This window comes from Streptomyces sp. Edi4 (genome assembly GCF_040253615.1).
Lineage (GTDB): Bacteria > Actinomycetota > Actinomycetes > Streptomycetales > Streptomycetaceae > Streptomyces.
In genome coordinates, this window is the sequence record NZ_JBEJGY010000004.1 from 4037640 (window position 1) to 4055327 (window position 17688).

General features: G+C 70.9%; 17 protein-coding genes and 1 tRNA gene. 9 read left to right on the forward strand and 9 right to left on the reverse strand.

Annotation, left to right across the window (positions count from 1 at the left end; genetic code table 11):
* Nucleotides 1-20 precede the first annotated feature (20 nt).
* Together ABR738_RS20300 and ABR738_RS20305 are read right to left on the reverse strand one after the other, a co-directional pair.
* Nucleotides 21-614, reverse strand: a complete 594-nt coding sequence (locus ABR738_RS20300) for a TetR/AcrR family transcriptional regulator (RefSeq protein ID WP_350231406.1) — start codon at nucleotides 612-614, stop codon at nucleotides 21-23.
* A complete protein-coding gene (locus ABR738_RS20305; protein ID WP_350231407.1) occupies nucleotides 611-2155 on the reverse strand; it encodes a 3-hydroxyacyl-CoA dehydrogenase in 1545 nt (514 codons plus the stop codon). The genes ABR738_RS20300 and ABR738_RS20305 overlap by 4 nt, the downstream gene beginning before the upstream one ends.
* Before the next feature lie 199 nt (nucleotides 2156-2354).
* Here ABR738_RS20305 and paaN point away from each other — a divergent pair, with 199 nt between their 5' ends.
* Nucleotides 2355-4019, forward strand: coding sequence for a phenylacetic acid degradation protein PaaN (gene paaN / locus ABR738_RS20310; RefSeq protein WP_350231408.1), 1665 nt, complete (start codon nucleotides 2355-2357; stop codon nucleotides 4017-4019).
* A 38-nt stretch (nucleotides 4020-4057) separates the two neighbouring features.
* Here the strand turns inward: paaN and ABR738_RS20315 are convergent, their stop codons facing one another.
* From ABR738_RS20315 to ABR738_RS20325, 3 genes are all read right to left on the reverse strand, one after another.
* Nucleotides 4058-4750, reverse strand: a complete 693-nt coding sequence (locus ABR738_RS20315; protein ID WP_350231409.1) for a TrmH family RNA methyltransferase — start codon at nucleotides 4748-4750, stop codon at nucleotides 4058-4060.
* Nucleotides 4747-5895, reverse strand: coding sequence for an HTTM domain-containing protein (locus tag ABR738_RS20320; protein ID WP_502964231.1), 1149 nt, complete (start codon nucleotides 5893-5895; stop codon nucleotides 4747-4749). The genes ABR738_RS20315 and ABR738_RS20320 overlap by 4 nt, the downstream gene beginning before the upstream one ends.
* A gap of 275 nt (nucleotides 5896-6170) precedes the next feature.
* On the reverse strand, nucleotides 6171-6794 hold the full coding sequence (locus ABR738_RS20325) for a DUF5819 family protein (RefSeq protein WP_502964117.1): 624 nt from the start codon (nucleotides 6792-6794) through the stop codon (nucleotides 6171-6173).
* A 558-nt stretch (nucleotides 6795-7352) separates the two neighbouring features.
* Between ABR738_RS20325 and paaA the strand changes: the two genes are divergently transcribed.
* From paaA to ABR738_RS20355, 6 genes are all read left to right on the forward strand, one after another.
* Nucleotides 7353-8444: a 1,2-phenylacetyl-CoA epoxidase subunit PaaA gene (gene paaA / locus ABR738_RS20330; RefSeq protein ID WP_350231411.1), complete on the forward strand. Its 1092-nt coding sequence runs from the start codon at nucleotides 7353-7355 to the stop codon at nucleotides 8442-8444.
* Nucleotides 8441-8728 (forward strand): 1,2-phenylacetyl-CoA epoxidase subunit PaaB, encoded by a 288-nt coding sequence (gene paaB / locus ABR738_RS20335; RefSeq protein ID WP_120722474.1) that lies wholly within the window; start codon nucleotides 8441-8443, stop codon nucleotides 8726-8728. Before paaA ends, paaB begins: the two co-directional genes overlap by 4 nt.
* Nucleotides 8725-9444 carry a 1,2-phenylacetyl-CoA epoxidase subunit PaaC gene (gene paaC, locus ABR738_RS20340; RefSeq protein ID WP_350231412.1) on the forward strand — a complete coding sequence of 240 codons (720 nt, stop codon included), beginning with the start codon at nucleotides 8725-8727 and terminating at the stop codon, nucleotides 9442-9444. Before paaB ends, paaC begins: the two co-directional genes overlap by 4 nt.
* Nucleotides 9438-9953: a 1,2-phenylacetyl-CoA epoxidase subunit PaaD gene (gene paaD / locus ABR738_RS20345; protein WP_350231413.1), complete on the forward strand. Its 516-nt coding sequence runs from the start codon at nucleotides 9438-9440 to the stop codon at nucleotides 9951-9953. Before paaC ends, paaD begins: the two co-directional genes overlap by 7 nt.
* Nucleotides 9954-11006, forward strand: coding sequence for a 2Fe-2S iron-sulfur cluster-binding protein (locus ABR738_RS20350; protein WP_350231414.1), 1053 nt, complete (start codon nucleotides 9954-9956; stop codon nucleotides 11004-11006). It abuts the gene before it with no gap.
* 187 nt (nucleotides 11007-11193) lie between these two features.
* Nucleotides 11194-12336, forward strand: a complete 1143-nt coding sequence (locus ABR738_RS20355; protein ID WP_350231415.1) for an acyl-CoA dehydrogenase family protein — start codon at nucleotides 11194-11196, stop codon at nucleotides 12334-12336.
* 129 nt (nucleotides 12337-12465) lie between these two features.
* On the opposite strand, the gene ABR738_RS20360 is transcribed toward ABR738_RS20355, so the two are convergent.
* The 4 genes from ABR738_RS20360 to ABR738_RS20375 form a co-directional block, all read right to left on the reverse strand.
* Nucleotides 12466-12810 carry a rhodanese-like domain-containing protein gene (locus tag ABR738_RS20360; protein ID WP_350231416.1) on the reverse strand — a complete coding sequence of 115 codons (345 nt, stop codon included), beginning with the start codon at nucleotides 12808-12810 and terminating at the stop codon, nucleotides 12466-12468.
* A 44-nt stretch (nucleotides 12811-12854) separates the two neighbouring features.
* Nucleotides 12855-13781 carry a J domain-containing protein gene (locus ABR738_RS20365; RefSeq protein WP_350231417.1) on the reverse strand — a complete coding sequence of 309 codons (927 nt, stop codon included), beginning with the start codon at nucleotides 13779-13781 and terminating at the stop codon, nucleotides 12855-12857.
* 78 nt (nucleotides 13782-13859) lie between these two features.
* Complete coding sequence (locus ABR738_RS20370) at nucleotides 13860-15332, reverse strand: DUF2252 domain-containing protein (RefSeq protein ID WP_350231418.1); 1473 nt, start codon at nucleotides 15330-15332, stop codon at nucleotides 13860-13862.
* 460 nt (nucleotides 15333-15792) lie between these two features.
* Nucleotides 15793-15875 (reverse strand) — tRNA-Leu (locus tag ABR738_RS20375).
* A gap of 386 nt (nucleotides 15876-16261) precedes the next feature.
* On the opposite strand from ABR738_RS20375, the gene ABR738_RS20380 reads away from it, so the two are divergent.
* Both ABR738_RS20380 and ABR738_RS20385 read left to right on the forward strand, forming a co-directional pair.
* Nucleotides 16262-17128, forward strand: a complete 867-nt coding sequence (locus ABR738_RS20380; protein ID WP_350231419.1) for an FHA domain-containing protein — start codon at nucleotides 16262-16264, stop codon at nucleotides 17126-17128.
* A gap of 10 nt (nucleotides 17129-17138) precedes the next feature.
* Nucleotides 17139-17672: an FHA domain-containing protein FhaB/FipA gene (locus tag ABR738_RS20385; protein WP_350231420.1), complete on the forward strand. Its 534-nt coding sequence runs from the start codon at nucleotides 17139-17141 to the stop codon at nucleotides 17670-17672.
* Nucleotides 17673-17688: the final 16 nt, after the last annotated feature.

Consider the following 17688-nt stretch of genomic DNA (forward strand, 5'->3'; position numbering starts at 1 on the left):
CCTGTCAACGGCATTGCGGCTCAGTGACCGCTCCGCAGCCCGTCGAATGCCATTCTGACCACGGTGTCCGCCACCTGGGCGCCGTCCGCCTCACCCTCACGCTGCGGCCGGTACCACTCCACCAGGGAGTTGACCATGCCGAAGAGCAGCCGGGTCGCCAGCCGGATGTCCAGGTCTGCCCGGAGATCACCGTCCGCGACGGCCGCCTTGAGCAGATCGGCGACGCGCTGGTCGAACTCCCTGCGGCGCTCCATCGCCCAGCGTTCGGTCCTGGTGTTGCCACGGACACGCAGGAGCAGGGTGACGTAGGGCAGTTCCGCCGTCAGCACGTCGACCGTACGCCGGGTGACGTACTCGACCCGCTCGATGGAGCGCCCGCGCTGGGCCCCCGGCTCGTCCAGGACGCCGAAGAGGCCGTCTATGGCGCGGCTCACGGCCCGGCGCAGCAGTTCCTCCTTGCCGGTGACGTGGTGGTAGATGGACGACTTGGAGATCCCGGCCGCCTTGGACAGGTGCTCCATCGACGTGCCGTCGTAGCCCCGCTCGTTGAAGACTTTCACCGCCACCGTCAGCAGCGTCTCGGGCGTGTAGGTGTCACGCTTCGCGGTCGTCATGAGCCCGTCTCCTCCACGCCGGCGTACGCCTGTCGGTAGAGCGCGAGCGAGGGCGCGTAACGGCCCGTGGGGCAGCGCTCGTGGAGAGCCGAGAGCAGGTCGTATGCCCAGTCCTGGCCCAGACGCCGGTGCCATTCGACGGGCCCCAGCGGGTAGTTGACGCCGAGCCTCATCGCGGTGTCGATGTCCTCGGCAGTGGCGACGCCCTTGGCGACGGCGTCAGCGGCGAAGTCGATGAGCATCGCGACGGTACGGGCAACGATCATGCCCGGTACGTCACCGATGACGCTGACCTCCTTACCGAGCCTCTGGAAGAGGCCGACGGCCTCGGTGACGGCGCGCTCGGAGGTGTCCTCACTCGCGGAGAGCGCGATACGGGTGGCACCCCGGTAGTCGAGGGCGAGGTCGAAGTAGACGACGTCCGCGAACTCCACGGACGTCTTGCCGTCGGCCGGGACGAGCTGTCCATCCCCCGGAAGCTCGATGTAGGGACCGCCCTCGTTGACGCTCGTGACGTCGATGCCGGCCTCCGTCATCATCGCGACGAGCTCGCGGGCCGGCCCCAGGTCACCGACGACGGTGACGGCGGCAGGCGCCTCGGCGGGCCCGGCGGTGTGCGGCTCGGGGCGCACCGCCTCCTTCGTGGCAGCTCCGGGCACTTCGTAGGCGTACCAGCCGCGCCCGCTCTTGCGCCCGTGGAGGCCGGACTCGACCAGGCGGCGCTGGGCCAGGGAGGGGGTGAACTTGGGGCTCTGGAAGAACGCCTCCCACACCGAACGCGTCACCGCCTCGTTGACGTCCTGCCCGATGAGGTCGGTCAGCTCGAAGGGGCCCATCCGGAACCCGCCGCACTCGCGCAGCACCGCGTCGATGGTCGCCGCGTCCGCGCCGCGCTCCTCGAAGACGGCGAAGGCTTCGGCGTAGAAGGGGCGGGCGATGCGGTTGACGATGAACCCGGGGGTGTCGGCGCAGCGCACCGGCGTCTTGCCCCAGGCCTTCACCGTCTCGTACGCCGTGGCCGCGGCCGCCTCGTCGGTGGCGAAGCCGCTGACGACCTCGACCAGCGGGAGCAGCGGCGCCGGGTTGAAGAAGTGCAGGCCGACGAAGCGGCCGGGGTGGCCGAGCGCCCCGGCGATCGCGGTCACCGACAGCGACGAGGTGTTGGTGGCGAGCAGACAGTCCTCGGCCACGACCGCCTCAAGCGCGGTGAACAGCTCCTGCTTGACCGGCAGTTGTTCCAGGACGGCCTCGACGACGAGCGCCGCGTCGGCGAGCTCGGCAAGATCGTCGGCGGGGTGCAGGCGGCCCAGCGCGGCGTCGCGAGCCGCACCGTCGAGACGGCCCTTTTCGACCAGCCGCTCCAGACGTGCGGCGAGGGCGTCGGCGGCCTCGCGCGCGCGGCCCGCGACGGCGTCGTAAAGCCGTACGCGGTGTCCGGCGAGGAGGGCGACCTGGGCGATGCCCTGCCCCATGGTCCCGGTGCCCACGACGGCAACGGTACGGCTCGGCGCGATCGCTCGGGCGCTGGCGGTTTCGGTCATGAACGCGATCCTCCCCTACGGCGTGCCCACGGGCCCGGCGGGCCCCCTGCCGGGGCTCATGGGCGGGGCCCCGGCGGGCGTGGCCGGCAGTTGTCCACAGGTTTCCCCGGGCCCTCTTGTCCCGACCGATCGTTCGGTTACTCTAACGGTGTCCGGCTCTCCCTGCCCAGCTCGAAGACTCGACGAGGAGTTGCACGCCATGCAGCTGACCGAGAAGCACAGGCCCACCCTGGACGGGGCCCTGGAAGCGATCCGCACGCGTGCGTACTGGTCGCCGCACCCGGAGCACCCCAAGGCCTACGGGGAGACGGGCGCCGAAGACGGCAAGGCGGCCTTCGACGCGCTTCTGAACGGCCGCTTCGACCTCGACCAGCCGGGCACCGACGACTGGACGGGCGGCGAAGTCTCGCCCTACGGCATCGAGTTGGGCATCCAGTACCCGCACGCCGACCTGGACGTGCTGCTGCCCGCGATGCGGGCCGGCATGGCCGACTGGCGGGCCGCCGGGCCCGAGACGCGGGCCCTGGTGTGCGTCGAGATCCTGGCCCGCATCGGCGCGCGCACCCACGAGTTCGCGCACGCGGTCATGCACACCAGCGGCCAGGCCTTCATGATGGCCTTCCAGGCGGGCGGCCCGCACGCCCAGGACCGGGGCCTGGAAGCCGTCGCGTACGCCTACCAGGAGCAGACGCGCACCCCCTCGGGCAGCGCCGCCTGGTCCAAGCCCCAGGGCAAGCGCGACCCCCTGGAGCTCACCAAGACGTTCACGCCGGCCGGGCGCGGCATCGCTCTCCTGATCGGCTGCAACACCTTCCCCACGTGGAACGGCTACCCGGGCCTGTTCGCCTCCCTGGCCACCGGCAACCCGGTGCTGGTCAAGCCGCACCCGCGCGCCGTCCTGCCGCTCGCCATGACGGTGAAGGTGGCGCGCGAGGTCCTTGCCGAGGCGGGCTTCGACGCGAACCTGGTGGCGCTGGCGGCCGAGCGGCCCGGCGAAGGCATCGCCAAGACCCTTGCGGTGCGCCCCGAAATCAAGATCATCGACTACACGGGCTCCTCCTCCTTCGGTGACTGGCTGGAGGCCAACGCCCGCCAGGCGCAGGTCTACACGGAGAAGGCAGGCGTCAACACGGTCGTCATCGACTCCACCGACAACTACAAGGGCATGCTCGCCAACCTGTCCTTCTCGCTGTCCCTGTACAGCGGCCAGATGTGCACCACCCCGCAGAACCTGCTCATCCCGCGCGACGGCATCACCACGGACGCGGGGACGAAGTCCTTCGACGAGGTGGTCGCTGACCTCGCGGCCGCTGTCGGCGGCCTCCTCGGTGACGACGCGCGGGCCAACGCCCTGCTCGGCGCCCTGGTCAACCCGGACGTGAAGGCCCGCCTGGAAGCAGCGTCCGGTCTCGGCGAAGTCGCCCTGCCCTCGCGGGAGGTGGCCAACCCCGAGTTCCCGGACGCGGTGGTGCGCACCCCAGTGATCGTCAAGCTCGACGGCGCGAAGCCGGACGCCGAGGCCGTCTACCTGTCGGAGTGCTTCGGACCGGTCTCCTTCGCCGTCGCGGTCGACTCCACGGCCGACGCGGTCGAGCTGCTGCGCCGCACGATCCGCGACAAGGGCGCCATGACGGTCGGCGCGTACACGACCTCGCCCGATGTCGAGCGCGCGGTGGAGGACGTCTGCCTGGACGAGTCGGCCCAGCTGTCGCTCAACCTGACGGGCGGGGTGTACGTCAACCAGACGGCCGCCTTCTCCGACTTCCACGGCTCAGGCGGCAACCCGGCTGCCAACGCGGCCCTGTGCGACGGGGCGTTCGTGGCCAACCGGTTCCGCGTGGTGGAGGTCCGCAGGCAGGCCTGATGCCGTGTGGCGCACGGGCGCGAGGGCGCTGGGGCGCGTCAGCCGGGGACGACGGCGTGCCTCTGCACCCACGCGTGCATCGCGATGGCCGCGGCGGCGCCCGCGTTGATGGAGCGCGTCGAGCCGAACTGGGCGATGGAGCACACCATATGGGCGTGCTCACGCGCCTGTTCGGTCAGCCCGGGTCCCTCCTGACCGAACAGCAGCACACACCGGCGCGGCAGCTCGGTCCGCTCCAGCGCCACCGCGCCCGGCAGGTTGTCGATGCCGATGATCGGCACGCCCTCCGCCAGCGCCCACGCGGTCAGCGACTCGGTGTCCGGGTGGTGGCGTACGTGCTGGTAGCGGTCGGTGACCATGGCGCCGCGCCGGTTCCAGCGCCGCCGCCCCACGATGTGGATCTCCTTGGCGAGGAACGCGTTGGCAGTGCGCACCACGGAGCCGATGTTGAAGTCGTGGCCCCAGTTCTCCACGGCCACATGGAAGTCGTGGCGCCGCGTGTCGAGGTCGGCGACGATCGCCTCCCGCGTCCAGTACCGGTAGGCGTCGACGACATTGCGCCGGTCGCCGTGCGCCAGCAGCTCCGGGTCGTAGCGCTCGCCCTCGGGCCAGGGCCGTGGATGCGGGCCCACCCCGACCTCGGCCGGGCCGAAGCCCTCGTCGTACTGGATGGGGTCGCCGGCCGGGGCGGTGTCGTCCTTGGCCGGGGCCGGCCGTTCGGTGCTGCTCACCCCACGAGCGTACGTGGCCGCTCGGCCTCCTCCGTCCGCCGTCCGCGCTCCCGCAGACGGCGTACGCCGGGCCCGAGGCGGCCCGCCAGCGCGCCCACCTCCCGCAGGAACGGCGTCGGCAGGAACACGGCGTCCGCCGCGATCATCGCGAGTGAGAAGAACGGCAGACCGAGCAGGACGGCGATACCCGCGTGCTCCAGCATCATCGCCACCAGGAGCACGTTCTTGACCCGCCGATTGAACAGCGTGAACGGGAACGCCACCTGCACCATGACCGTTCCATAGGTGAGCAGCATCACGATCACCCCGCTCGTGCCCAGCAGGGAGGAGAGTTCGGGCCACGGCGCGAAGTAGTCCAGCTTGAGCGGGTAGTACAGCGCGGTCCCGTCCTGCCAGCGGCTGCCCTGGATCTTGTACCAGCCGGCGGTCGCGTAGACCAGACAGACCTCCGCCATGATCACGACCATGGCCGCGTTGTGCGTGAGGTTGGCGAGCACGTCGAGCAGTGCCCGGGATTCGGCGTCACCGAACCGGCGCGCCGCCCACCACAGCCCCTGTAGGGCCCACATGCCCCAGAACACGCCCCACAGCCACCACTCACCCGCGCCGAAGACACCGGACCCGGACGTACGCCAGGCACCGGCCAGCAGCGCGAGTCCGCACACCGCCCACAGCGCCGGGCCGACCCGGTCGCGACCCGGACCCCGGGCGGCCCGGCGCGCGTCCAGCGACCAGACCTGCCCACAGCGCGTGAAGACGAGATAGATCGCCATCAGGTGGATGACGTTGTCACCGCCGTCCCCCACGAAGACGGAGCGATTCTGCAGGGAGAGCACGCCGATCATGAAGACGACCGACATGGCGCGGGTGCGCCAGCCCAGCATGAGGAGCGCGCTGGAGACGATGGCCAGCGCGTACACGATCTCGAACCAGGCCGTGCTGCTGGACCACAGCAGCGCGGTGAAGGCGTGGTTGCCGGACACCAGGCGGTTGCCGAGCGCCATGCTCCACGGGCCGTCGGGGCCGTACAGCTCGTGCCGGTTGGGCAGTTCGCGCAGCAGGAAGAACAGCCAGGTGGCGGAGAAGCCGATCCGGACGACGGCGCTCTGGTACGGACCGAGAGCGGCAGCCGAAGCCACCCGCAGTGCCCGCGCGGCCCAGGTCTCGCCGCCGTGCGGGACACCAGGGGCGCCTGGCGCGGGCGGGGCGGCGTGCGGGGGCAGGGCGGCGTGCGGGGGCAGGGTGACGTGCGGGGCCGGGGTGGCGTGCCGGGCTGGGGTGGCGTGCCGGGTCGGGGTGGGGGGGCCCGCCGCGTCCGCTTCCGCGCCCGCCGGTGACGGGGGCGGCGCCGGTGACGTTCCGCCCCCGGGGTGGGGGGCGTCCGCCGGGCGAGCCGTCCGGCCGTCGGGGTCGTACGTGCTCACCGCTTCGCCTCCGTGCCTGCGTCACCGGCGCCCTCGGGCAGGTCGACCGGGGTCACCGTCCACCACGGCACCACCCGGTAGGACGGCCGGGTGTCGGTCTTCTCGTCGCTCCACGGGGGGCTCTTGACGGATGTGGTCATGGACCTGACCTGGATCCGTTCGACCGTTCCGCCGTCGCGGTGCGCGCCAAGCCGGAGCATCACGATGCGCCGCATGTACTGCTCCGAGAGCTCGCCGCGCAGGCCGTTCGGCTTGTTGTCGTCGGTGTGGGACCCCACGAAGAAGTCCCAGCCCCGGCGCACTTCGTTCTGCTGGGTGTGGCTGGGCAGCGGGTTGTGGCGGATGCCCGCGCCGTCCTGGGCGGAGAAGTCGATCCAGTCGGTGGTCCTGGTGGAGCCGTCCGGCATCTTGAGCTCGGCGCGCGCCTGGATGTCGATGTTCTGCTGGAGCGGATTGGGCGCGAAGAGCTTCCAGTTCTGCTCGAACTCGGGGTAGATCCAGTCGTCCACCGCCTTGCCGTACTGCTTGCTGATCGTGTTGGACGGCGCGACGTGCAGAAAGACCATGCCGACCTGGACGCAGGCGACCACACCGATGACGGCGAGCCCGATGGCTGCCACCACCTGGAACCGGACGGGGAGCCCGGCGATCCCCTGCGGGTTGGGCGCCGCGGTGGAAACCCGCTCCTGCCCGGCGCCCGCGTCCGCACCGGTGACGGCTCGCGGGCTGGCGTCGGCATCGGCATCGGCCTCAGGGACGGCGGGTGCGGTGGCAGCTCCGCCGACGTCGGCGGGGACAGCGCCGTGAGGCGAGCGGAGGGCGGAATGTCCGTTCCGGGAGTCCGGGACGGCTCCGGGACGGGGAACGGCGCCGCCGTCCGCGTGGGAAGTGGGCGCCGATTCCGCAGCAGGACCGGGTTCCACGGGCGCTCGGCGATCGCTCGTCGCCGAGTCGCCGGCTTCGTTCCCAGCGGCTCTGACCTGCTCGGATCCCGTTCCGTCGGCCGTGGCCCCGGCTCTGGTCCCGTCCCTGTACGAATCCATCCCGCCCCGATCGGCACCCACTGAGTTATCCACAGGGTTGACACCCTACGGGCCGTCGACTCACCATTGAAGTCATTGAACCGAACGATCGGTCGGTTGGTAGACCGCCGCACAGCAGCTCGGCAGGGGGCCGGAATGACCGGAGTGACCGCGACAGCCACGGCAGCCGCAGAGACGGTTGAGTCGCACCTGGCGGCGTTCGACGCGGCGGTCGCCGCCGACGAGCGGATCGAACCGCGCGACTGGATGCCCGAGGAGTACCGCTCCTCGCTGGTCCGCCAGATGGCGCAGCATGCCCACTCCGAGATCATCGGCATGCAGCCCGAGGCGAACTGGATCACCCGCGCCCCCTCCCTGCGCCGCAAGGCGATCCTGATGGCCAAGGTCCAGGACGAGGCGGGCCACGGGCTGTATCTGTACAGCGCCGCCGAAACGCTCGGCACGGGCCGCGACGAACTGCTCGACAAGCTGCACTCGGGCCGCCAGAAGTACTCCTCGATCTTCAACTACCCCACGTTGACCTGGGCGGACGTCGGCGCGATCGGATGGCTGGTGGACGGCGCGGCGATCACCAACCAGGTCCCCCTGTGCCGCTGTTCCTACGGCCCCTACGCCCGCGCGATGGTCCGCATCTGCAAGGAGGAGTCCTTCCATCAGCGGCAGGGATACGAGCTGCTGCTCGCCCTGTCGAAGGGGACACCCGAGCAGCACGCCATGGCGCAGGACGCGGTGAACCGCTGGTGGTGGCCCTCGCTGATGATGTTCGGGCCGCCCGACGACGAATCGGCGCACTCCGCGCAGTCGATGACCTGGAAGATCAAGCGGCACTCCAACGACGAGCTGCGCCAGCGCTTCGTGGACATAGCGGTCGGCCAGGCCGAGGGCCTGGGGCTCAGCCTGCCCGACCCCGACCTGCGCTGGAACGAGGAGCGCGGTCACCACGACTTCGGCGCCATCGACTGGACGGAGTTCTGGGCGGTCCTGAAGGGCAACGGCCCCTGCAACGAGCAGCGGCTCACCCAGCGCCGGCGCGCCCATGAGGAAGGCACCTGGGTGCGCGAGGCGGCCGCCGCCTACGCCACCAAGCAACAGGCGCGGCAGGCAAGCGCTCACGTGGACGCGCCGGACACGACCCCGCAGGACGCAGCCCAGCGGGACATCGCCTCGCAGGGCACGAACGGACAGCACCCGAACGGGCAGCACGCGAACGGAGAGGCAACGGCATGAGCACGCATGACTGGCCGCTGTGGGAGGTGTTCGTGCGCTCGCGCCGCGGGCTGTCCCACACCCATGCGGGAAGCCTGCACGCGCCGGACGCCGAGATGGCCCTGCGCAACGCCCGTGACCTCTACACCCGCAGGTCGGAGGGCATCTCGATCTGGGTCGTGCCGTCCAGCGCGATCAGCGCGTCCTCGCCCGACGAGAAGGATTCGTTCTTCGACCCGGCCGCCGACAAGCCCTACCGCCACCCGACGTTCTACGAGATCCCCGAAGGGGTGAAGCACCTGTGACGGCCATCGTCTCGGCGGACGCCGCCCTGGCTCTCGGCGACGACGCCCTGGTGCTGTCGCACCGCCTCGGGGAGTGGGCCGGCCACGCCCCCGTCCTCGAAGAGGAGGTCGCCCTGGCCAACATCGCCCTCGACCTGCTCGGCCAGGCCCGGGTGCTGCTGTCCCAGGCCGGCGACGAGGACGAGCTGGCCTACCTCCGCGAGGAGCGGGCCTTCCGCAATCTCCAGCTCGTCGAGCAGCCCAACGGCGACTTCGCCCACACCATCGCCCGCCAGCTGTACTTCTCCACCTACCAGCACCTCCTGTACGGCGAACTGGCCGCCGGGGACGGCGAGTTCAGCGCCCTCGCCGCCAAGGCGGTCAAGGAGGTCGAATACCACCGCGACCACGCCGAGCAGTGGACGCTGCGCCTCGGCGACGGCACCGAGGAGAGCCACCGGCGCATCCAGCGCGCCTGCGCGGCACTGTGGCGCTTCACCGGCGAGATGTTCCAGCCGGTGCCCGGCCTCGACGTCGATTCCGCCTCGCTCGAAGAGCGCTGGACGGCGTCGGTGACCTCGGTCCTCGGCCGGGCCACACTGACCGTCCCCGAAGGGCCCCGCACGGGCGCCTGGGCGGCGGGCGCGGGCCGCCAGGGACTGCACACCGAGTCCTTCGGACGGATGCTCGCCGAAATGCAGCACCTGCACCGCAGCCACCCGGGGGCGTCATGGTGACCGACACCGGCACCGGCACCCACCCCACCGCCCTGGAGACCGAGCTGCGGCGCCTCGCGGGTTCCGTGCCCGACCCCGAACTGCCGGTCCTGACCCTGGACGAGCTCGGCGTACTGCGCGGGCTGCGCGTCGAAGCGCCGGGCAGGGTACGGGTCGAGCTCACCCCCACCTACACGGGCTGCCCCGCCGTCGAGACCATGACCACGGACATCGAGCGCGTGCTGCACGACCACGGCGTCCCGGAGGTCTCGGTCGTGCGCGTGCTGTCGCCGGCCTGGTCGACCGACGACATAAGCGCCGAAGGGCGCCGCAAGCTCGCCGAGTTCGGCATAGCGCCCCCGCGCCCCCACACGGCCGACGGGCCCGTCGCTCTCACCTTGTCGGTGCGCTGCCCGCACTGCGGATCCACCGACACCGAACTGCTCAGCCGCTTCTCCTCCACCGCGTGCAAGGCGCTGCGCCGCTGCGTATCGTGCCGTGAACCCTTTGACCACTTCAAGGAGTTGTAGATGTTCCATCCGCTCCGGGTCAGCGAGGTCGAGCAGCTCACGGACGACGCGGTGGCCGTCACCTTCGCCGTCCCGCCCGAGCTCCGCGAGGCCTACCGGCACCTTCCCGGCCAGCATCTGACCCTGCGCCGCAGCGTGGGCGGCGAGGAGATCCGCCGGACGTACTCGATCTGCGCCCCAGCCGTCGAAGCGCCGGACGAGCCCGTCCTGCGCGTCGGCATCCGCGTCGTGGACGGCGGCGCGTTCTCCACGTACGCCTGCAAGGAACTGGCTGTGGGCGACACGGTCGACGTGATGGAGCCGATGGGCCGCTTCGTCCTGGCGCCACGCCACGGGCACTTCGCGGCGGTCGTCGGCGGCAGCGGCATCACCCCGGTCCTGTCGATCGCGGCCACGCTGCTGGCCCGTGAGCCCGAAGCACGGTTCTGCCTCATACGCAGCGACCGCAGCGTGGCGTCGACGATGTTCCTCGACGAGACGGCCGACCTGAAGGACCGCTATCCCGAGCGGTTCCAACTGGTCACCGTGCTGTCCCGGGAAGAACAGCAGTCCGGCCTTCCCTCGGGCCGGCTCGATCACGAACGGCTGAGCGCCCTGCTGCCCGCGCTGCTCCCGGTGGCCGATATCGACGGATGGTTCCTGTGCGGACCCTTCGGCCTGATCCAGGGCGCCGAACGAGCGCTGCGCGGACTCGGCGTCGACCGTGACCGCATCCACCAGGAGATCTTCCACGTCGACGCGGCGCCGGCACCGGAAGCCGCTGCGGCCGCCCCCGCGCATGCCACCCTCACCGCCACGCTGGACGGGCGCTCGGGCAACTGGCAGGTACACGAAGGCGACACCCTGCTGGAAACGCTGCTGGCCGCCCGCGCCGACGCGCCGTACGCCTGCAAGGGCGGAGTGTGCGGGACGTGCCGGGCCTACCTGGTCAAGGGCGAGGTGCGGATGGAGCGCAACTTCGCGCTGGAGCCGGAGGAGACCGAGGCGGGATATGTGCTGGCCTGCCAGTCGCACCCCACCACGGCGGAAGTGGAGCTCGACTTCGACCGGTGAGGCCCCGGTACTCCGGCGCGCGCGGGGGGCGCGCCGGAGGCCACCGGCCGCACTTGCGGTGTGCCCATTCACTTCCCGTAGAACCTGTTCTATGTTGACGCTCCGTCAGGTCCCTTCGGTTGTCCCGCGCTTCACCGCGCGGCGACTCCGCCAGGGGCAGAACCGGTGCGTGCGGGAGGACAGGGCTGTGGACTTCACCTTCACCGAGGAGCAGCAGGCAGCCGTCGAGGCGGCCAAGGCCGTTTTCTCCGGCGTCGCCCCCGACGGGGTGCCCAGCCCCGCCCTCACCGCGGGCGCCGTCGCCGACGACTTCGACCGCCCGCTCTGGGCCAAGGCCGCCGCGTCGGATCTGCTGAGTCTGGTCCTCGACACCCAGTACGGCGGGGCGGGCCTCGATGCGATCGCACTGTGTCTGGTACTGCGCGAATCGGCCCGGGTCCTGGCCCGGCTGCCGCTCCTTGAAACCAGCGCGGCCGCCATGACCGTACAGCGCTACGGCGACGAGCAGTTGAGGCGGGAACTGCTGCCCGGCATCGGACGGGGTGAGATCACCGTCACCGTCGCCGCCCACGGCCGCACCGGTCACGACGGCGCCGAACTCGCCGTCACCGCACGCCAGGACGGTGACCACTGGGTCCTGGACGGTGCCCAGACCGGCGTCCCCTGGGCCCAGACCTGCGACCGGACGGCCGTGCCGGCGCACACCGCCCACGGACGCACGCTCATCGCCATCGTCCCCCGCGACCACCCGGGCGTCACCCTCGCCGAGCAGGTGTCCACCAGCGGAGAACGCCTCGCCGAAGTCCATCTCGCAGCCGTACGCCTTCCCGCGTCCACAGTCGTGGAGGCGGACGGTGCCTGGGAATGGCTGCGCGATCTGCTCACCACCGGAACCTGCGCGCTCGCACTGGGCCTCGGCGAGGCCGTGCTGGCCATGACCAGTCAATACGCCGGAAAGCGCGAGCAGTTCGGGCACCCGATCGCGACGTTCCAGGCCGTCGCCGTCCAAGCGGCCGACCGTTACATCGACCTGCGCGCCATGGAAGCCACCCTCTGGCAGGCCGCCTGGCGCATCGCCACCGGCGCCCCGGGCCCCCTGCCGGCCGCCGGCGATGTCGCGGTCGCCAAGATCTGGGCCTGCGACGGCGTACGCCGCGTCGTGCAGACCGCCCAGCACCTCCACGGCGGGTTCGGCGCCGACACCGACTACGTGCTGCACCGCTACCACGCCTGGGCCAAACAGCTGGAGCTCTCGCTCGGCCCGGCCGCCGCCCACGAGGAAGCCCTCGGCGAACTCCTCACCACCCACCCCCTCACACAGACCGCGTAAAGGCTCACGCAGACCGCGTAAAGGCTCACGCAGACCGGGTAAGCAGGCCGGGTAAAGCGCACGCAGGCCGCGTAAGGCTGACAGGGACCGCTCAAGGCGCTCGGGACAGGGGCGCGGCCGGCCCGAGGGTCAGATCACCGTGCCCGGCGCACCCTTGTCGTCGACGACCGTGCGCCCCGAGGCCTCCCACACCTGCATGCCGCCATCGACGTTGACCGCGTCGATCCCCTGCTGCAGCAAGTACTGGGTGACCTGCGCCGACCGTCCGCCGACGCGGCACATCACATACGCCCGGCGCCCGTCCGCGACGGCCTCCGTCACCTCACCGAAGCGAGCCACGAAGTCGCTCATCGGCACGTGCAGCGCACCCTCGGCGTGGCCCGCCGCCCACTCGTCGGCCTCACGGACATCGAGGACCAGCGCGTCGGCCGGCACACCGGCGACATCCACCGAGGGCAGCGGGGCGAAATTCATGGGTCATGCCTTCTCTCGTACGAACCCGGCAGGTCCTGGAAACGCTACTGCACGAGCTTCGCGAGCTCGTCCTCACGACCGGCCACCTCGGCCAGCAACTGCTCCGCGATCTCCTCGAGGAGCCGGTCCGGGTCGTCCGGGGCCATGCGCAGCATCGAACCGATGGCGCTGTCCTCCAGTTCCCGGGCGAGCAGCGCGAGCAGCTCCTTGCGCCGGCTCAGCCACTCCAGACGCGCGTACAGCTCCTCGCTCTCGCTGGGCCGCACCTCGGCCGGCACCGGGCCCGCCGCCCACTCCTCGGCCAGCTCCCGCAACAACGCCTCGTCACCACGCCCATACGCGGCGTTGACCCGGGCGATGAACTCGTCGCGCCGCGCCCGCTCCGTGTCGTCCTGCGCCAGGTCCGGGTGCGCCTTGCGGGCCAGCTCGCGGTAGAGCCTGCGCACCTCCTCGCTGGGGCGGACCCGCTTGGGCGGGCGCACCGGCTGATCGGTGAGCATCGAAGCGGCTTCGGGGGAGAGACCGTCGGAGTCCATCCAGTCGTGGAAGAGTTCTTCGACCCCGGGCATGGGCATGACCGCCGCACGCGCCTCCCGCGCCTTGCGCAGGTCCTCGGGGTCGCCGCTGCGCACCGCCCTCGCCTCGGCAATCTGCGCGTCCAGCTCGTCCAGGCGGGCGTACATCGGACCGAGCTTCTGGTGGTGCAGCCGGGAGAAGTTCTCCACCTCGACCCGGAAGGTCTCCACCGCGATCTCGAACTCGATCAACGCCTGCTCGGCCGCCCGCACCGCCCGCTCCAGCCGGGCCTCGGGCCGCTCGGCCTCCGCGTGGCCGGGGGGACCCTCGGGCCCCGCACCCGCCCCGGCCGAACCGTCCAGCGTCGTCGTACTTGGCTCGCCCCCCACGCCGGCCGGCGTGGTCCGCGTGTTCTCGTTCCGGGCAGTCGTACCGCCGGCAGCTTCGTCCGTCACCAGTCCAGCGTACGGGCGCCGAACGCCGGGGTGGGGGGCCTCCCCCCTCCCCCCACCCCCTCCCTCCCCGCCTCCCCCTCAAACCCCCAGTTCCGCCGCGATCCGGCCCGAGCGCACCGCTGCGGCCAGGGTCGCGTGGTCGGCCTCCGTCCGGTCGGCGTAGGTCACCGCGAAAGCGGCCACGGCGTTGTCGAATTCCTCGTTCTTTCCGCAGTACCCGGCTATCAGCCGGGGGTCGGCGCTGTGCGCGTGGGACCGGGCCAGCAGGGCTCCCGTCATGCGTCCGTAGTCGTCGAGTTCGCCGGGGGCGAGCGCGGCCGGATCGACGCTGCCCTTTCGGTTTCTGAACTGCCTTACCTGGTATGGCCGTTCCGATATCGTCGTCCAGCCGAGCAGGATGTCGCTGACGACCTGCATCCGCTTCTGACCGAGCACGACGCGCCGCCCCTCGTGCCCGGGGTCGGGCGCCTGGAACCCCTTCGGCAGATGCGGCAGCAGGACCGAAGGCCTGGCCTCCTTGATCTGGAGCACGAGCGGTTCGCCCCGGTGGTCGAGGAGCAGCACCACATACGACCGTGTTCCGACGCTTCCGATGCCGACGACGCGGAAGGCCACGTCGTGCACGGCGTACCGGGCGAGCAGCGGCAGCAGGTCTTCGGGCAGGGTGTGCAGATACTGCTCGAGCGAGGCGGCGACCTCGCCGGCTTCGGCGTCGGCGGCCCGGCGCAGGACGGGCAGCGCGTCGACGAAGTGGCGGTTGCCGTCCTTGTCCCGTCCGGTCGCCTTGCCGGCGAAGCGCGCGCTGGTGTTGTTGCGGGCCTTCTCCGAAACACGCTCGAGGGTGCCGAGCAGGTCGTGGGCATCGGCGTGGGAGACGAGTTGTTCGTCGGCTATCGCGTTCCAGGCGTCGAGGGCCGGGAGTCTGGCGAGCAGCCGCATGGTGCGGCGGTAGGCACCGACCGCGTCGAAGGCGGCCGCACGGCAGGTGTGTTCGTCGGCGCCTGCCTCTCTGCCCGCGAGGACCAGGGAGGCGGCGAGCCGCTTCACATCCCATTCCCAGGGGCCCGTCACCGTTTCGTCGAAGTCGTTCAGATCGATGACGAGGCTGCCGCGCGCGTCGCCGTACAGGCCGAAGTTGGCGGCGTGGGCGTCCCCGCAGATCTGGGCGCCGACACCTGTGACTGGGGTGCCGGCCAGGTCGTGTGCCATGAGGGCGGCGGAGCCACGCAGGAACGCGAAGGGGCCTGCGGCCATGCGTCCCACTCGTATCGGTGTGAGCTCCGGTACCCGGCCGGCGTTGGACTCCTCCACCACCGCCACGGCGTCGGGCCGGTCGGCGGCCAGCAGCAGCGAGTCGTGCGCGCCGCGCGGCACGCGGTCCCGCAGCGCCTTTCCTTCGGCCTTGGGCGAGGAGCCCGTCGTCTTGGTGCCCCGTGTTCGCGCGTCGGCGGCGTGGGGCCCCGGCGCGAACCCGGGGATGGCCGGAATCCGGCCCCGCCCACCTTCCGCCCCGGTGCGCTGCTCCGGGACCACCGTGTCGATCTCACCCATGGCGTCCACCTCCCCCGTCTCGTACGGCCGACTCGTACGACTGTCTCGTACGACGCCGTCGTAAGCGCCGAGCACTCCGTCGGCCGGTCTCCCGGACGTCCGCAAGAGCTCAACTGCCCCTGACGGTACAGGCGGTGACGAAAGGCCGTCCTGCCCTGTGGACAACTCTTGTGGATAACTCTCTGAGCGGGACTGCGAGGAACGCAGAAGCCACAGGAGAGCCGTAGGAGGCGACCTCGCGTGCTCCACCCCCGTCGGCACGAAACGGAGGAACGTCACACATCGCGAAGGTCACGGTGAATCGCGCCAAAAATCATGGAACGCGGAGGAGCGGAGGAACAGACCGGGGAAGAGCAGAACCCGGACCAGTGCGCCGAAACACAGAAAAGGTCGGCACCGTGATAACGATGCCGACCTTTTCCGTCGTTTCCACCGGACACCAACCATCGGTGTCCCGTAGTGCGCGAGGGGGGATTTGAACCCCCACGTCCCGAAGGACACTGGCACCTGAAGCCAGCGCGTCTGCCGTTCCGCCACTCGCGCAAGAGTGGTGTGCTGGGCTCTCTCACTTTTCGGTGCGATTGCCTGGCGACGTCGAGAAGATTAGCACGCTGGACAGGGTGGATTCACATCCGTTGTTTGCGGCGACTCTGGAGGGGAGGAGCAGACCAGAGAGAGGCAACCCCCGGCATCGTTACCCGCTCCTCCTCAGTGCACCCCGGGTGCGGGACACTGTCGGGAAGCCACCTCTACGATCCGTACGAGAGGTGCGTGTGAGAGGTGACACTCGTCCACAGGGCACAGAAGGGGAACCAGCCGATTTCCCGACGCGTGGATACGATCAGTAAGCAGTACCAGCAGCACCAAGAGCGCGGCCCACAGCTGAGCCGCCAGCATCATCAGGACGGCAACGACGGAGGAGGTGCCCCATGGGAGTCCTGAAGCGTTTCGAGCAGCGGCTCGAAGGCCTGGTCAACGGCACCTTCGCGAAGGTCTTCAAGTCCGAGGTCCAGCCCGTCGAGATCGCCGGCGCGCTCCAGCGCGAGTGCGACAACAACGCGTCGATCTGGAACCGGGACCGCACGGTCGTCCCCAACGACTTCATCGTCGAGCTCAGCGCCCCTGACTTCGAGCGGCTCAGTCCGTACTCGGGCCAGCTCGGCGACGAGCTGGCCGGCCTGGTGCGTGACTACGCGAAGCAGCAGCGTTACAGCTTCATGGGTCCGATCAAGGTGCACCTGGAGAAGGCCGAGGATCTGGACACCGGTCTCTACCGGGTGCGCAGTCGCACCCTTGCGTCCAGCACCGATCAGCAGGGCGGCCAGGGTCCCGGCCCCGGCGGCCCGCAGCGGCCCGCGCCCGCGGCCCCTCAGGGCGGCCGGGGCGGTTACGGCTATCCGCCGGCCGCCGTATCCGCGCCGCCCATGCCCGCGGCGCCGCCCCCGGGCCGCCCCGCCGGTTCGCCCGCGGACCGCCGTCCGGCGGCCGCGGGTCCGACACCGGGCGGGCACGCCCAGGTGCGACGCTGGATCGAGATCAACGGCACCCGCCACCAGATCTCGCGCTCGACCCTGGTCCTTGGCCGCAGCACCGATGCGGACGTGAGGATCGACGATCCCGGCGTTTCGCGCCGGCACTGTGAGATCCGGACCGGAACGCCCCCGACGATCCAGGATCTCGGGTCCACCAACGGCATCGTGGTGGACGGGCAGCACACCACCCGCGCTACGCTCCGCGACGGCTCGCGGATCGTCGTGGGCAGCACCACCATCGTTTACCGGCAAGCCGAAGGGTGAAGCGGGGGCAATGTCAGAGCTGACCCTCACGGTCATGCGGTTGGGTTTCCTCGCCGTACTGTGGCTGTTCGTCATCGTGGCCGTTCAGGTCATTCGCAGTGATCTGTTCGGCACACGTGTCACCCAGCGCGGTTCGCGCCGGGGCAATGACGCCAACCGGCAGCAGGGGACCGGCAGGCAGGCCGCTGCCGCCACGCCGCCGCCGCAGCGCGGCCAGCAGCAGAGCGGCGGGGGGCGGCAGCGCCGCGGCGCCCCCACCAAGCTGGTCGTCTCCGAGGGCACCCTCACCGGCACGACGGTCGCCCTTCAGGGCCAGACCATCACGCTGGGCCGGGCCCACGACTCGACGATCGTCCTGGATGACGACTACGCGTCGAGCCGCCATGCCAGGATCTACCCGGACCGGGACGGCAACTGGATCGTCGAGGATCTGGGATCCACCAACGGCACCTATCTGGACCGGTCTCGGCTCACCACCCCGACCCCGATTCCGCTGGGCGCGCCGATCCGCATCGGCAAGACCGTCATCGAGCTGCGGAAGTAGTACGACAATGAGCGAG